We start from the raw sequence: 14426 nt of genomic DNA, 5'->3' as shown, positions 1-14426 counted from the left end.
CCAGCGCATCGCCGACAGCTTTTCCGCCCAGAGTCTGATGACGACGCTGGGCGCGCGCCTGCAGTCGGTGCGCGAGGGCGAGGTGCGCATCGTTCTGCCCTGGGCGGCGCACCTGTCGCAGCAGCAGGGTTTTGTCCACGCGGGCGCCATCAGCAGCGTGCTGGACAGCGCCTGCGGCTACGCCGCGCTGACGCGGGCGCCGGCCGGCTGCGAGGTCGTCACCGCCGAGTTCAAGATCAACCTGGTCCGCCCGGCCATCGGCGCGCACTTTGTCGCCATCGGCCGCGTGCAGCACGCGGGCCAGCGCCTGACCGTGTGCTCGGGCGAGGTGCTGGCCTGCGCCGTTGCGCTGGATGAGGCGACGGCGCAGTCGCCCATGAAGGTGGTGGCGCTGATGCAGGCCACCGTGGTCCATGTGACCGTGCCGCCGGGCTGAGCGGCCCCGGTGGTTCGCCGAAGCCGCGGTGCCCCGAAATATCAGGGCGCTTCTGCTTAAAATAGGCCACAGGGGTGTTTTTTTCATGCCCTGTGCCTGGTTTTTTCCTTTCTTTTTCAGACTTCGACCCTCAGGAGCCTTGCCGTCATGACAAAAACCCTTCTTGCCCTGGCCGTTTCCGCCCTGGTCCTGAGCGCCTGCGGCAAAGCCGAAGCCCCCGCCGCGCCCGTGGCCGAAGCCACTCCGGCCACCGCCAGCCCGGCCCCGGCCGCAGCGCAGGCCTCCAGTACACCGGCGGCTGCACCAGCCATGGCGGCCAATACCGAAGAGAAGGTGCTCAACATTTACAACTGGCCCGATTACGTGCCCGATGGCCTGATCGAAGGCTTCGAGAAAGAAACCGGCATCAAGGTCAATTACGACACCTTTGAAACCAACGAGGCCCTGCACGCCAAACTGGTTGCGGGCAATACCGGTTATGACATCGTGGTGCCGGGCAGCGTGTTCGCCAAACCCCAGATCGAAGGCGGCCTGCTGGAGCCGCTGGACAAGGCGCAGATTCCCAATCTGGCCAACCTGGATCCGGGCATCATGTCCCTGCTGACCAAAGCCGATCCAGGCAACAAATACCTGGTGCCTTGGGCCTGGGGCTTCACCACGGTAGGCATCAACAAGGAAAAAGTTGAAAAGGCGCTGGCTGGCATGCCCATGCCCGAGAACGCTTGGGATCTGGTCTTCAAGCCCGAGTACACCAGCAAGCTGAAATCCTGCGGCATCGCCTATCTGGATTCGCCCACCGAGATCATTCCCGCGGCGCTGAACTACATCGGCAAGGACGCTTACTCCAACGACCCGGCCGACTACAAGGCGGCGGGCGAAATGCTGTCCAAGGTGCGCAAGGACATCCGCATTTTCAGCGCCACCATGATCGACGACATCGCCAGCGGCAAAGCCTGCGCCGTGATCGGCTGGTCGGGCGACATCAACCAGGCGGCGGCCCGCGTCAAGGACAACGGCGGCAAGGACACCATCGAAGCGCTGCTGCCCAGCAAGGGCGCCCTGAGCTTCTTTGACACCATGGCCATTGCCAAGGGCGCCAAGCATCCGGCCAACGCCATGGCCTTCATCAACTACTACCTGCGCCCGGAAAACGCCGCCGCCATGGCCAACACCATGGGCTACCCCACGGGCAACAAGGCTGCGATGGACAAGATCAACCCCGAGATCGCCAACAACAAGACGATTTTTGTGGATCCGGCTTACATGGCCAAGCTGATTCCGCCCAGCAGCTTCACCAACGAGGCGCGTGCGGCCATGTCCAGCGTCTACACCGACTTCAAAAAGGGCAGCTGAAGGCCGTCTGACCGACGCCCGACGCCCGATGACCCGCGATGACAGGCGGCCGGCTCCCTGAGGAGCGGCCGCCGTTTCAGTGAAGGAAAGCCGATGTCTCCCGCCACCGCTCCTGCGGCAACTGCCTCCTCCACGGTGCCGGACGCCAGCGACGGCTACCTGGTCACCGACAAGCTGGTCAAGCGCTTTGACGACGCGCTGGCGGTGGACGAGGTTTCGCTGTCCATCCGCAAGGGCGAAATTTTCGCCCTGCTGGGCAGCTCGGGCTGCGGCAAATCGACGCTTTTGCGCATGCTGGCGGGCTTCGAGACGCCCACCTCGGGCACCATCCGCCTGGGCGGGCAGGACGTGGCCAATATGCCGCCCTACGAGCGTCCGGTGAACATGATGTTCCAGAGCTACGCGCTCTTCCCGCACCTGAGCCTGTGGGACAACGTGGCTTTTGGCCTGCGCCGCGAAGGCCTGCCGCGCACCGAGGTCAAAAAGCGCACCGACGAGATGCTGGCGCTGGTCCAGCTCACGCCTTACGCCAAACGCAAGCCGCACCAGCTGTCGGGCGGGCAGCAGCAGCGCGTGGCGCTGGCGCGCAGCCTGGCCAAGCGCCCCAAGCTGCTTTTGCTGGACGAACCGCTGGGCGCGCTGGACAAAAAGCTGCGCGAGCAGACGCAGTTCGAGCTGGTCAACATCATCGAACAGGTCGGCGTGACCTGCGTCATGGTCACCCACGACCAGGAAGAGGCCATGACCATGGCCGGACGCATCGCCGTGATGAGCAAAGGCCGTGTGCAGCAGGTCGGTTCGCCGCAGCAGGTCTACGAGTACCCGGCCAACCGCTTTGTGGCGGACTTCATCGGCAACGTCAACCTGTTTGAGGGCAAGCTGAGCGTGGACGAGGTCGACCGCTGCGCCGCCTCGACGCCGATCGGCGAGATCCACGTTGGCCACGCCGTCAGCGGCGCTCTGGGCATGCCCGTGGCGGTGGCCGTGCGGCCCGAGAAAATCAGCATCTCGCGCACCCGGCCCGCAGGCGATACGCCCAACGTCTTCGCCGGCAAGGTGAAGGAAATCGCCTACTTCGGTTCCTACAACACCTACATCGTGGCCACGCCCCAGGGCCAGCGCATCAAGGTGACCGAGCCCAACGGCTCGCGCCACGAGCTGCTGGATCTGACCTGGGAGGACGAGGTCTTTTACTGGTGGGACACCACCGACGCTGTCCTGCTGCGCGACTGACCGGGAGACCGCCATGAAACTGCCCACGCGCCTGCCGGGACGGCGTTTCGTCATCGGCGTGCCCTACGTCTGGCTGGGGGTGTTCTTCCTGCTGCCTTTCCTGATCCTGCTCTACATCAGTTTTGTGGACATGGGTGAGAGCATCAGCCCCTTCAAGCCGCTGTGGGATCCGGTCACGGGCATCCTGCACCTCAAGTACGAAAACTACTGGACGATCTTTCGCGAATCCGGCGGCGGGGCGCTGTTCCAGACGATATACATCGAAGCCTATCTGCGCTCGATTTTCTACGCCTTCGTCACCGCGCTGCTGTGCCTGCTGCTGGGCTACCCCTTTGCCTATTTCATCGCGCGCTCGTCCCCGGCGCTGCGCCCGGCGCTGCTGATGATGGTGATGCTGCCGTTCTGGACGTCCTTTCTGCTGCGCGTTTACGCCTGGAAAGGCCTGCTGGCCGACCAGGGCGTGATCAACCGCTTCCTGATGGCCATCGGCGTCATTCACGAGCCCATCATCATGCTGTACACCAGTATCTCGATGCTGGTGGGCATGACCTATGTCTACCTGCCCTTCATGGTGCTGCCGCTTTACGCCAACCTGGTCAAGATGGATGTGCGCCTGCTCGAAGCGGCCTGGGATCTGGGCGCGACGCCGCTCAAGGCCTTCTGGCTGGTGACGGTGCCGCTGTCGCGAGCGGGCATCGTGGCGGGTTTCATGCTGGTTTTCATCCCCTGCCTGGGCGAGTTCGTGATTCCCTCGCTGCTGGGCGGGCCAGAGAACCTGATGATCGGCCGCGTGGTCTGGGACGAGATGTTCACCAGCAACAACTGGCCGCGCGCCTCGGCGCTGGCGGTGGTCATGATCGCGCTGATTGTCGTACCGCTCTCGCTGTACTACCGCAGCAGCGCCAGCCAGGAGAAGGGCGCATGAAAGGCTCGTTTCTCACCCGGCACATCGGCCGGATCTGGATGGCGCTGGTTTTCTTCTTTCTGTACCTGCCGCTGGGCTTCATGGTGGTGTTCAGCTTCAACAGCACGCGCCAGGACGCCCGCTTCACCGGCTTTTCGCTGCGCTGGTACGAGGCCCTGACGCGCGACAGCAAAATCGTCGAAGGCTTCTGGCTGTCGGTGAAGGTGGCGGCAGTGACGGGCGTGCTGTCGGCCATTCTGGGCACGCTGGCGGCCTTCGTGCTGGTGCGCTACCGGCGTTTTCTGGGGCGCACGCTGTTTTCCGGCATGGTCAACGCGCCGCTGGTGATGCCTGAAGTGGTGATCGGTCTGTCGCTGCTGCTGCTCATGGTGGGCGCGCAGGATCTGCTGGGCTGGCCGCAGCGCGGCCTGCTCACCATCATTCTGGGCCACACGCTGCTGGGCATGTCTTACGCCATGGTGGTGGTGCAAAGCCGCCTGCTGGAGATGGACGCCCGCATCGAGGAGGCCGCCATGGATCTGGGCGCGCGCCCGCACCAGGTCTTCTTCATGGTGACGCTGCCCAACATTTTCCAGGCCATCCTGGCGGCGTTCCTGCTGTCGTTCACGCTGTCGTTCGACGATGTGGTGATCTCCGAGTTCCTCTCCGGCCCGGGCGTCTCCACGCTGCCGCAGGTGATCTTCGGTTACGCCCGGCGCGGCATCAATCCGACCATCTACGCCGCCGCCACGCTGCTGATCGTGACGGTGACCCTGGTCATCATCGCCTACAGCATCTGGGTGGCGCGTGCCACGCGCCGCCGCGAGCGCGAGGCCCAGGCGGCGCTGCGCATCGACGACACCGTCCGCCACTGAGGGTCACCGATTCCCCACGCAGGGCCTGCAGCGCGTACACTGCCAGCCCTGTCACAGCGCACTCAAGAACCATTTCTTCATGAACATTACCCAGCTGCAAGAGGCCATCGTCACCGGTCTGGAAGACGTCAAGGCGCACAACATCGCCGTCTTCGACACCGAACACCTGACCAGCATGTTCGAGCGCGTGATCATCGCCTCGGGCACCTCCAACCGCCAGACCAAGGCGCTGGCCAGCAGCGTCAAGGACGCGGTGCGCCAGGCCGGTTTTCCGGTGCTGCGCACGGAAGGCGAAGAAAACGGCGAATGGATCATCGTGGACTGCGGGGCGGCTGTCGCCCACATCATGCAGCCGGCCATCCGCGACTACTACCGCCTGGAAGAGCTGTGGGGCGAAAAGCCCAGCCGTCCGGCCCGCCTGCCGCTGCGGGGAGCGTCCGCCAAACCGTGAAGCTGGGCCTGATCGCCCTGGCCCAGCGCCTGCCCGACTGGGCGCAGGCCGCCTGCGACGATTTCGCCAAGCGCCTGCCACCGCACTGGCAGTTTGCCGTGCACGCGCTCAAGGCCGAATCGCGCGACAGCCGCCCGCCCGCCACGGTGATGCAGCTGGAAGCCGCCCGTATCGAGGCCACGCTGGCCAAACACTATGGCCGTGATGTGCGCCGTGTCGTGCTCGACGAACGCGGCCGCGACTGGGGCAGCGTGGCGCTGGCCGAGCATCTGGGCCAGTGGCAGCAGGACGGTCGCGACACCGTTTTTGTCATCGGCGGCGCCGACGGCATCCACCCGCCGCTCAAGGCGCAGGCCGACGTGCTGCTGCGCCTGTCCAGCCTGACCCTGCCACACGCCCTGGCCCGTGTCGTCCTGATCGAACAGGTCTACCGCGCCTGGAGCATCCTGAGCCACCACCCGTATCATCGGGAGTGAAAAATCCTGAACACGCCCGCATCATCCGCAGACGGTTCCCGGCTTGATCCCGGGTTTGACCTTTACCTGGCCTCGCAGAGCCCGCGCCGTCGCGACCTGCTGGACAGCATCGCCGTGCGCTACCGCCTGCTGCTGGCCGGCCCGGACGAGGACGCCGAGGCGCTTGAAGCCGTGCGGCCCGGCGATACGCCCGCCGTTTACGTGCAGCGCGTCGCGCGCCTGAAGGGCGAGGCCGCGCGCCAGCGCCTGTCGCGCCTGCAGGCGCAGCACGGCGTGGCGGCCTGGCCCGCTGCGCCCGTGCTGGCCGCTGACACCACGGTGGCGCTGGACGGCCGCATCCTGGGCAAGCCGCAGGACGACAGTGAGGCCCTGGCCATGCTGACGGCGCTGGCCGGGCGCAGCCATGAGGTCTACACCGCCGTCTGGCTGGATGGCCAGCAGCGCCTGTCCACCAGCCGCGTCACCTGGTCGGCCGTCCCGCAGGACGCGCTGCGCGCCTACGTCGCCAGCGGCGAACCGGCGGGCAAGGCGGGCGCCTACGCCATCCAGGGCCGCGCCGCCCGCTGGATCAGCCGCATCGAGGGCAGCCACTCCGGGATTGTCGGCCTGCCCCTGTTCGAGCTGGATCAGCTCCTGACTTCCGGAAAGTAAACCCGCATGACCGCCGATTCTCATCGTCCTGTCCTTCCCCGCCTGCCCCAGCCGCTGCGCCAGGGCTGTGGTGCCCGTCTGGGCGACACCCTGTATGTGGGTCTGGGCAGCGCAGGCCACGCCTGGTATGCCCTGGACCTGGCCGCCGACGCGCCCGCGTGGCAGCGTCTGGCCGATTTCCCCGGCGTGGTGCGCGAGCAGCCGCTGGCGCTGGCTGCCCACGGCCGCATCTGGGTGCTGGGCGGCGCGGGCCAGCCACGGCCCGGTCAGCCCACGGTGGCGCTGGACGATATGTACAGCTTTGATCCGGCCACGGGCGTCTGGCAGCAGCTGCCTTCGGCGCCGCGCGGGCTGCTGGGTGCGGCCGCCTGCGTGCTGCCCAGCGGGCCGCTGGCCTTTTTCGGCGGCGTCAACCCCGACGTGTTCCGCGCCTACACCAGCCTGCTGCAGCGCGTGACGGGGCAGGAGGACGCCGCCGCCGCGCTGACCCGCCAGTACCTGTCCCAGCCCTGCGAGGCCTACCGCTTTCCGGCCAGCGTGCTGGGCTACGACGTGCAGCACGGCCACTGGCTGGATCTGGGCGAAGGCCCGGTGGCGGGCTGTGCCGGGTCCGCGCTGGTCGCCCAGGGCAAGGGGCTGACCCTGATCCACGGCGAGGTCAAACCTGGCCTGCGCGGCACGGCCATCTGGCACATCCACGACGATGGCGACAACCTGGACTGGCACGAAGCCCCCAGCTCCGGCCCCGAGGGCGGTCTGGGTGAAGAAGGCGTTGCGGGCGCCTACGCGGGCGATGTCCAGGGCACGCTGCTGCTGGCGGGCGGGGCCAGCTTCCCCGGGGCGCGGGCGCGGTACGCCGCCGGCCACCGCTACGCCCACCAGGGCCTGACCAAAACCTGGCACGACGGCATTTTTGCGCTGCAGGGGACGCGCTGGCAGCGCGTCGGCCAGCTGCCGCAGGGCATGGGCTATGGCGTCAGCTTCGCGCTCGGGGACAGCCTGCTGCTGGTCGGCGGCGAAGTGCAGGGCGGCGCGGCCACCGATGCCGTGCTGCGCCTGCACTGGGATTCGGCGTCAGGCGCGGTGCGCGTCAGCCCATCCGCCCATCCGCCCCCGCATGACAGCGGCCTGATCACTGCGGTCTGATGCCCTGGCGCGCCAGGTTCTGCTGCGCCTGCGCGGTCAGATCGGCGTCGGTCAGTGTGCTCAGGAAGCTGAGCAGATCGTCGATCTCGTGCGCGTCCAGCGCCGGGGCCTGACCGGGCTTGCGGTTGTACGGCACTTCGGTGCGGTTGACGTTGGCCTTGTAAGGCGCGGGCAGATCGTCAAAGAGCTGGATTTTCCCGGCGGCGTCTCTCGGATACCAGCGCTCCGGGTGGGTGTCGCGCTGCACGTAAAACTCCAGCACGGTGCGCAGGTTGTCGAAGCGGCCGTTGTGAAAGAAATGGCGCCGCACCGCCACATTGCGCAGCGAAGGCACCTTGAAGGCGCCGCACAGCCCGTTCATGACCGAGCCTGCCGAGGGCGGGTGGGCATCGCACAGGCCCAGATCGAAGTGCGCCGGGTTGCGGTTGGCCGCGATCTGCGGGTTGCGCGGCACGCCCAGCGCGTCGTAGGTGAAATCGGTGAACAGCGGCAGCGGCCGGTTCGCGCTGGGCACGCTGGTGTGGCAGGCGATGCAGTTGCCTTTGGCCGGATTGTTGAACAGCATCAGGCCGCGCTGCTGCGCAGGCGTCAGCTGGGCGCTGCCACGCAGGTAGTCGTCGAAGCGGCTGCTGAAAGGCGCGAAAGACGGGCTTTCGAGCTGGAACTGCATCAGCGCCTGACCCACGCTGGCCAGCGCCTGGTCGGGATCGGCCATGCTGCTCGCGCCATACAGCGCCTGCAGGCGGGCGTAGTAGGGGGTTTTGACCAGCCGCGCCAGCACTTCAGAGGCGTTGCGGTTGGCCATTTCGTTGGCCGCCAGAAAAGGCTGCTGCGCCTGATCCTGCAGGCTGCTGGCGCGGCCGTCCCAGAAGAATCCCCCCGCCGCTTCCAGGCCACCGCCGTCGGCTTCGGGGGTCTCTTCGACCGTGAACTGCGGCTCGGGGTTGAGCGCCGCGTAACGCAGCGGCTGCGGCACGCGCGTGCCGCTGGCCATCATGTCGCTGCCGCCCGGCGCTGTCGCGTCGTCAAAAGGGCTGGAAAAACCCAGCGAGGCCTCGTGGCAGCTGGCGCACGACTGCCGGCCCGAGGCCGACAGGCTGCGATCCACAAAAATCAGCGCGCCCAGTCGGGCGGCCTCGGACATCGCGGCCGGTTTTTCGGGGCGTGGCGGCGCCTGGCCGACCCACTGGCGCAGCAGCAGGGTCTCGGGGCGGCTGTCGGGCAGCGGTGGGGGCGCCAGGCCCTGGCCCGCAGCCTTGAGCGCCGTGTTCTGGGCGTCGCGCTGGGTCTGGGTCAGCGCCAGCAGATCCAGCTCGGTGCCTTTGGGCACGGCGGGCTGGCCTGTCGGCGTTGGGGCTGCGGATGAGGCGGTCTCGCGGCGGGCTTCAGGCGCAGCGGCGGGGCGGGAACTCCACCACGCACCGAGCATCGCCGCGGCAGCCACGATGACGACCACGGCAGTGACAAAGCGGCGTTCGCGCGCTGAAGGGCCCGTCCGGTTCGCAGCCACGGTCTTCCTTGAATTGAGAACAGGTCTCAATCATAAGCCGGACTGACGGGGGTGAAGCGCTGAAAAAGGCGCAGTGAACGTTTCAGTGGCGGCGTCTTTGCACGTTCAGGCGCCCGGCCGTGTCGGGCGGAACCATGCGGCCCGGGGGGCGGCGGGCCTGCAGCGGCGCGGCGCGCACGCAGTTGCAGCCGCCGTTCTGGGCGATGACCAGCGCCTTCATGGCGTCGGTGATCATGCTGTCCAGGTGGCTGTGGCCGGGGCCCAGCGAGGCCACACCGATGCTCAGCGTGCTGCGCACCGTCTGGCCGTCCCAGGCCAGCGCCAGCTGCTCGACCTGCGAGCGGATGCGCTCGGCCACGTCCAGCGCGCCCAGGTGGTCGGTGTGCGGCACGAAAATCGCGAACTGGTCGGCGGCGAAGCGGCCCAGGATGTCGGCTTTGCGCAGCGAGCCGCGCGCGACCTGGACCATTTCGCGCATCAGCGTGTCGCGACAGGCCTGACCGTTGCGCTGCAGCACCTGATCGAGCTGGTCGCCGTGCAGCAGCAGCAGCGCGGTGTCCACGCCGTAGCGGCGGCAGCGCGTCCATTCGGCCTCGGCCAAGGTCAGAAAATGGTGCTTGTTGTAAGCCCGCGTCGCCAGATCCTGCACCGAAGCCATGTCCAGATCCAGCCGCGCCTGGCGCAGCTCGGCGGCCAGACCGGATGCCAAGGTCCAGCCCAGAATGCCCAGGCCCACGCCCGCCAGCGTCAGCACGCTCCACAGCAGGATCCAGGCGGTGGGGTCTCCTGCGGTGTTCAGTGTCAGCTCGTGGCGCACCAGCGGCAGCGCGCCCAGCACCAGCAGCGCCGCTGCCGCCAGGCCCAGCAGGGGCAGGCGGCGCTCGCGGCGGCTGCTGCCCGTCAGCCAGGCGATCAGCCGCGAGCGGCGCACAAAACCACTGGACGAAACCGGCCGGGTGGAGGTCTGGTGGCTGGACAGGGGCTGGGTGGTCATGGGCAGGTCGGGTGGCGGTGACGGGTCGGCAGTGGGCCGTAAAAAGCATCCTCAGGCAGAATGTCGCCATTTCCATGGCGAACTTCAGTGTTTTGCCATTTTTGCGTGAACCCTCAGGCCGTGGCGCTGCAATGACAGACTTTATTGTGCGGCATCGCCGCCCGTCTGAGTGGCCTTCGACCCCCCCGAAATGAGCCCTGACGCCGTGAACCCTTCTGATTCCTGCCGCTTCGATGCCTACGAAGCCCTGCTGGCCCACATTTTCCGCAGCGGCACCCCCAAAACCGACCGCACCGGCACCGGCACGCGCAGCGTCTTTGGCCACCAGATGCGCTTTGATCTGTCCAGAGGCTTTCCGCTGGTCACAACCAAAAAAGTCCACCTGAAAAGCATCATCCTGGAGCTGCTGTGGTTCCTGAACGGCGACACCAACGTGCGCTGGCTGCAGGAGCGCGGCTGCAGCATCTGGGACGAGTGGGCGGATGCGGACGGCGATCTGGGGCCAGTCTACGGCAAGCAGTGGCGGAGCTGGCCCACGCCTTCGGGCGGCGCCATCGACCAGATCAGTCAGGTGCTGGACCAGATCCGGAGCACGCCTGACAGCCGCCGCATGATCGTCAGCGCCTGGAACGTCGCCGAGCTGGACCAGATGGCGCTCATGCCCTGCCACTGCCTGTTCCAGTTCTACGTCGCGGACGGCAGGCTGTCGTGCCAGCTCTACCAGCGCAGCGCTGACGTGTTTCTGGGCGTGCCCTTCAACATCGCCAGCTACGCGCTGCTGACGCACATGGTGGCGCAGCAGTGCGACCTCGTTGTGGGCGACTTCATCTGGACGGGCGGCGACTGCCACCTCTACGCCAACCACATGCAGCAGGCGGAGATGCAACTGTCCCGCGACGTGCGGCCGGCGCCTCAGCTTGTCATCAAACGCCGCCCGGCCGACCTGTTCAGCTACACGCTGGACGATTTCGAGCTGGTCGGCTACGACCCCCACCCCGGCATCAAGGCGCCGGTGGCGGTGTGAGTCGGTTTCTGGCGCGGAACAGTTTGATCCGCGCTCAATCCAGCAGCTTGCGGATATCCTGGCTCCTGAAGCACTCGTGCGTCAGGGCCTCGTCGGGCAGGGGGCTGCACGGCGCGGAGTCGCTGGCGGCAGGCTGGCGCAGCGACTGCATGGCCTGCCACAGCAGGGCGATCTGGTGCTCCTGCAGCTGGGTCTGGTCGGCCAGGCGGTGGACGGCGACGGTGAGCGGGTCGTCGCCATTCGAGACCCCGTAAGCGCTGAAGCCTTCGCTGGGCGCCTGCACGCCAGCCTGAGCGGCCGGGGCAGCGGAGGGCGCTGGCGCCGGAGCCGACGGCGCAGTGTCAGCCCGAGCGGTGTCAGCCTGCGCGGCGTCACGCTCGATGATGCGGCCCGGGTTGCCCACCACAGTGGCGCCGGGCGGGACGGGCTTGGTGACGACTGCGCCCGAGCCCACGCGCGCGTCTGCGCCCACGGTGAAACCGCCCAGCACGCAGGCGTTGGCGCCGACGATGACGCCGCTCTCCAGCGTCGGGTGGCGTTTGGCGCCCTTGACCAGCGAGGTGCCGCCCAGTGTCACGCCCTGGTAGATGGTGACGTTGTCGTGGATCTCGGTCATTTCGCCGATCACCACGCCCATGCCGTGGTCGATGAACACCCGCCGCCCGATGCGCGCGCCGGGGTGGATCTCGATGCCCGTCAGCCAGCGGTTGAGGTGCGACAGCCAGCGCCCCAGCAGCCGCCAGCCGCGCTGCCAGGCGCCGTGCGCCACGCGGTGCAGCACCAGCGCGTGAAAACCGGGGTAGCACAGCACGACCTCCCAGGCCGAGCGCGCGGCCGGGTCGCGTTCGAGAATGCAGCGGATGTCGTCCTGAAAGGTGCGGAGCATGTCGGAATCCGGGGTCGTCGTCATGAAAAGGGGTGCGCCGCAGTGTAGCCTGAGGCCTTCAGCCCTGATGCGCGCGGGGATGGCGCCGGGCCCGGTGCGTGGCATAGAATACCCGGCGCCGCTGCACTGCAGCAATCGCGGCGGCACCCAGGAAACCCGGCCAGGAGACACGCCCATGCTGAATCTTTTTTCCCTTGCGGCAGGGCGCCTGGTGCAGCACGAGGTCGAGGTGCTGGACGCCGTCCCCGACGTGCAGCCCATCTGGATCGACCTGGAAGAGCCCACCGACGACGAAAAAAACTGGGTCGCCAGCCACTTTGGCGTGCTCATCCCGCAGGACATCATCGACGATGATCTGGAAGAATCGGCGCGCTACTACGAGGAAGACAACGGCGAGCTGCACATCCGCTCCGACTTCCTGATCGACGACGACGAATCGCCGCGCAGCGTGCGCGTGGGTTTTATCGTCGCCAACGAGATCCTGTTCACCGTCCACGCCGAGGCGCTGCCGGTGTTCCGTCTGCTGCGCCTGCGCGCGCGACGCATTCCGGGCTGGCTGAACGGGCCGCGCGACGTGCTGCTCAAACTGTATGACGCCGACGCCGAATATTCCGCCGACGCGCTGGAAAGCGTCTACCAGAACCTGGAAGCCGTCAGTGCCCACGTCCTGCGCGAGAACCTGGACGACAGCGCCGCCGCCGAAGCGCTGGCCTCGATCGCCCGCGAGGAAGACCTCAACGGCCGCATCCGCCGCAACATGATGGACACGCGGCGCGCTTTGGGCTTCATCATGCGCACCCGGCTGCTCAACCCCGAGCAGTTCGAGGAAGCGCGCCAGATCATGCGCGACATCGATTCGCTGGACAGCCACACCGCCTTCCTGTTCGACAAGATCAACTTCCTGATGAACACCATCGTCGGTTTCATCAACATCAACCAGAACAAGGTGGTCAAGCTGTTCTCGGTGGCCTCGGTATCGCTGCTGCCGCCCACGCTGATCGCCAGCATCTACGGCATGAACTTTGACGCCATGCCCGAGCTGCACTGGCGCTTCGGATACCCGTTTGCGCTGATGCTGATGGTGGTTTCGGTCATCATTCCGTTCTATGTGTTTCACCGCAAAGGATGGCTGAAATGAGCGAGACTGCTGCCGGATCAGGCCTGAGACTTGGCGTGGCCGGGGCGGGTCCGGTGGGCCTGTCGCTGGCGCTGCTGGCGGCGCAGCGCTGGGCGCGCGCGCGCATCACGCTGCTGGACGCCCGCCCGGCTGGGGTCGCCCCAGCGGCAGATGGCCGGGCGCTGGCGCTGTCCTGGGGCAGCGCGCAGACGCTTGTGTCGCTGGGCCTGACGCCGTCGGTGCTGGAGGCCATCGGCGCGCCGATTGCGCATGTGCATGTGTCGCAGGCGCCTTCAAACCGCCTGTCCGACTGGGCCAGCACGCAGATCCACGCCGACCGCGTCGGCCTGCCGCGCCTGGGCAGCGTGGTGCGGTATGGCGATCTCGTGGGGCAGCTTGAGGCCCTGTGGGCGCAGCGCGTGGCGGCCGAGCCTCAGCGCCTGCAGCACCGCCAGGGCGTGAAGGTGCAGCCCGGCAGCGCTCTGCCGCTGCGTCACGGTTCGCGCACCCTGGGCTGCCGCGTGGCCGACGACGAATTTGACCTGTTGATCCACGCCGAAGGCCAGCCGCAGGCCGACGCCCTGCGCCCTGAATCGCCCGGCCAGCGCCTGGGCTGGGCATACGGGCAATCCGCCTGGGTGGGCGAGGCGGTGCTGCAGGCGCCCGATGCCGGTCACGCCATCGGCCCCTTGGCCCAGCCCGATGCGGCTTTTGAGCGCTTCACCCCGAACGGACCGCTGGCGCTGCTGCCCTTGCGCCCCGCGCCGGGCCTGAAGCTGGCTGCCGGGCAGCACGCCGTGTCGCTGGTCTGGTGCCAGCGGGGCCTGACGGGCACAGGTTCGGGCGCCAGCGCCATCGACGCCATGGACGAGGCCGCCCGCTGCGCCGCCGTTCAGGCCCTGCTGCCGCAGGATGCCCCGCAGGTGGTCGCCATCGGGCCGCTGCGCCGCTTTGATCTGGCCCTGCACCTGCAGGCGCACCTGCTGGCCCCGCGCCAGCTGGTGGCGGGCAACGCCGCGCAGACCCTGCACCCGGTGGCTGGCCAGGGCCTGAACCTGGGCCTGCGTGACGCCGCTGCGCTGGTCACCCTGCTGGACGAGGCGCAGCGCCAGTGGCCCGGCCCGGATAGCCCGCAGGCCACCGGTGGACATCAGGCGGGGCTGGATCACGCCATCCGCGCATGGGTGCAGCAGCGCCGCCGTGACCGTGCCCTGACGGTTGGCCTGACCCACACGCTGGCCACAGGGTTTCTGCCCGGTGGGACCTTGCTGCCTGCTGTGCGCGACGGTCTGCTGGGTTTGACGCAGGCTTTTGCGCCGTTGAAAAAAGCGCTGGGCCAGCAACTGATCTGGGGCCTGCGCGCCTGAATC

The 14426-nt window shown here is 67.6% G+C and carries 14 protein-coding genes and 1 pseudogene; 12 read left to right on the top strand and 3 right to left on the bottom strand.

Translation table 11 applies throughout. The features are described 5' to 3' along the window. Positions 1–37: 37 nt before the first annotated feature. The 9 genes and pseudogenes from RV045_RS03040 (at position 38) to RV045_RS03000 (ending at position 7525) form a co-directional block, all read left to right on the top strand. The gene (locus RV045_RS03040; protein ID WP_423234331.1) at positions 38–436 is read left to right on the top strand and encodes a PaaI family thioesterase; all 399 of its coding nucleotides are present in this window, start codon (positions 38–40) and stop codon (positions 434–436) included. A 147-nt stretch (positions 437–583) separates the two neighbouring features. After that, positions 584–1789, top strand: a complete 1206-nt coding sequence (locus tag RV045_RS03035; protein WP_423234284.1) for an extracellular solute-binding protein — start codon at positions 584–586, stop codon at positions 1787–1789. Between the two features lie 93 nt (positions 1790–1882). Further along, on the top strand, positions 1883–3022 hold the full coding sequence (locus RV045_RS03030) for an ABC transporter ATP-binding protein (protein ID WP_423234283.1): 1140 nt from the start codon (positions 1883–1885) through the stop codon (positions 3020–3022). Between the two features lie 13 nt (positions 3023–3035). Continuing rightward, complete coding sequence (locus tag RV045_RS03025; RefSeq protein WP_423234282.1) at positions 3036–3947, top strand: ABC transporter permease; 912 nt, start codon at positions 3036–3038, stop codon at positions 3945–3947. Then, positions 3944–4801: an ABC transporter permease gene (locus RV045_RS03020; RefSeq protein WP_423234281.1), complete on the top strand. Its 858-nt coding sequence runs from the start codon at positions 3944–3946 to the stop codon at positions 4799–4801. The genes RV045_RS03025 and RV045_RS03020 overlap by 4 nt, the downstream gene beginning before the upstream one ends. A 79-nt stretch (positions 4802–4880) precedes the next feature. After that, positions 4881–5249, top strand: a pseudogene (gene rsfS / locus RV045_RS03015) (ribosome silencing factor); the annotation flags it as partial. Next, the gene (gene rlmH, locus RV045_RS03010) at positions 5249–5728 is read left to right on the top strand and encodes a 23S rRNA (pseudouridine(1915)-N(3))-methyltransferase RlmH (RefSeq protein WP_423234279.1); all 480 of its coding nucleotides are present in this window, start codon (positions 5249–5251) and stop codon (positions 5726–5728) included. The pseudogene rsfS and the gene rlmH, both read left to right, overlap by 1 nt. A 6-nt stretch (positions 5729–5734) precedes the next feature. Then, on the top strand, positions 5735–6379 hold the full coding sequence (locus RV045_RS03005) for a Maf family protein (protein ID WP_423234330.1): 645 nt from the start codon (positions 5735–5737) through the stop codon (positions 6377–6379). A 6-nt stretch (positions 6380–6385) separates the two neighbouring features. Continuing rightward, the gene (locus tag RV045_RS03000) at positions 6386–7525 is read left to right on the top strand and encodes a YjhT family mutarotase (RefSeq protein WP_423234278.1); all 1140 of its coding nucleotides are present in this window, start codon (positions 6386–6388) and stop codon (positions 7523–7525) included. Here RV045_RS03000 and RV045_RS02995 read toward each other — a convergent pair. Both RV045_RS02995 and RV045_RS02990 read right to left on the bottom strand, forming a co-directional pair. Further along, the gene (locus RV045_RS02995) at positions 7512–9035 is read right to left on the bottom strand and encodes a cytochrome-c peroxidase (protein WP_423234277.1); all 1524 of its coding nucleotides are present in this window, start codon (positions 9033–9035) and stop codon (positions 7512–7514) included. The genes RV045_RS03000 and RV045_RS02995 overlap by 14 nt on opposite strands. Positions 9036–9117: 82 nt before the next feature. Continuing rightward, positions 9118–10029 carry a GGDEF domain-containing protein gene (locus RV045_RS02990; protein WP_423234276.1) on the bottom strand — a complete coding sequence of 304 codons (912 nt, stop codon included), beginning with the start codon at positions 10027–10029 and terminating at the stop codon, positions 9118–9120. 190 nt (positions 10030–10219) lie between these two features. Here RV045_RS02990 and RV045_RS02985 point away from each other — a divergent pair, with 190 nt between their 5' ends. Continuing rightward, positions 10220–11053, top strand: a complete 834-nt coding sequence (locus tag RV045_RS02985) for a thymidylate synthase (protein WP_423234275.1) — start codon at positions 10220–10222, stop codon at positions 11051–11053. A gap of 34 nt (positions 11054–11087) precedes the next feature. On the opposite strand, the gene cysE is transcribed toward RV045_RS02985, so the two are convergent. Continuing rightward, positions 11088–11939, bottom strand: a complete 852-nt coding sequence (gene cysE / locus RV045_RS02980) for a serine O-acetyltransferase (protein WP_423234274.1) — start codon at positions 11937–11939, stop codon at positions 11088–11090. 175 nt (positions 11940–12114) lie between these two features. Here cysE and corA point away from each other — a divergent pair, with 175 nt between their 5' ends. Together corA and RV045_RS02970 are read left to right on the top strand one after the other, a co-directional pair. Next, positions 12115–13077 (top strand): magnesium/cobalt transporter CorA, encoded by a 963-nt coding sequence (gene corA / locus RV045_RS02975; protein ID WP_423234273.1) that lies wholly within the window; start codon positions 12115–12117, stop codon positions 13075–13077. Then, positions 13074–14423, top strand: coding sequence for an FAD-dependent monooxygenase (locus tag RV045_RS02970; protein ID WP_423234272.1), 1350 nt, complete (start codon positions 13074–13076; stop codon positions 14421–14423). Before corA ends, RV045_RS02970 begins: the two co-directional genes overlap by 4 nt. Positions 14424–14426: the final 3 nt, after the last annotated feature.

This window comes from Amphibiibacter pelophylacis (genome assembly GCF_037688875.1).
GTDB classification, from domain to species: Bacteria; Pseudomonadota; Gammaproteobacteria; order Burkholderiales; family Burkholderiaceae_C; genus Amphibiibacter; species Amphibiibacter pelophylacis.
This window is presented reverse-complemented; position numbering and strand designations above follow the sequence as displayed.

What these genes read in the sequence shown, in the direction of transcription:
- RV045_RS03040 (WP_423234331.1), top strand. Translation starts at nt 38, where the DNA reads ATGACGACGCTGGGCGCGCGCCTGCAGTCGGTGCGCGAGGGCGAGGTG.
- RV045_RS03035 (WP_423234284.1), top strand. Translation starts at nt 584, where the DNA reads ATGACAAAAACCCTTCTTGCCCTGGCCGTTTCCGCCCTGGTCCTGAGC.
- RV045_RS03030 (WP_423234283.1), top strand. Translation starts at nt 1,883, where the DNA reads ATGTCTCCCGCCACCGCTCCTGCGGCAACTGCCTCCTCCACGGTGCCG.
- RV045_RS03025 (WP_423234282.1), top strand. Translation starts at nt 3,036, where the DNA reads ATGAAACTGCCCACGCGCCTGCCGGGACGGCGTTTCGTCATCGGCGTG.
- RV045_RS03020 (WP_423234281.1), top strand. Translation starts at nt 3,944, where the DNA reads ATGAAAGGCTCGTTTCTCACCCGGCACATCGGCCGGATCTGGATGGCG.
- RV045_RS03000 (WP_423234278.1), top strand. Translation starts at nt 6,386, where the DNA reads ATGACCGCCGATTCTCATCGTCCTGTCCTTCCCCGCCTGCCCCAGCCG.
- RV045_RS02990 (WP_423234276.1), bottom strand. Translation starts at nt 10,029, where the DNA reads ATGACCACCCAGCCCCTGTCCAGCCACCAGACCTCCACCCGGCCGGTT.
- RV045_RS02985 (WP_423234275.1), top strand. Translation starts at nt 10,220, where the DNA reads ATGAGCCCTGACGCCGTGAACCCTTCTGATTCCTGCCGCTTCGATGCC.
- cysE (WP_423234274.1), bottom strand. Translation starts at nt 11,939, where the DNA reads ATGCTCCGCACCTTTCAGGACGACATCCGCTGCATTCTCGAACGCGAC.
- corA (WP_423234273.1), top strand. Translation starts at nt 12,115, where the DNA reads ATGCTGAATCTTTTTTCCCTTGCGGCAGGGCGCCTGGTGCAGCACGAG.
- RV045_RS02970 (WP_423234272.1), top strand. Translation starts at nt 13,074, where the DNA reads ATGAGCGAGACTGCTGCCGGATCAGGCCTGAGACTTGGCGTGGCCGGG.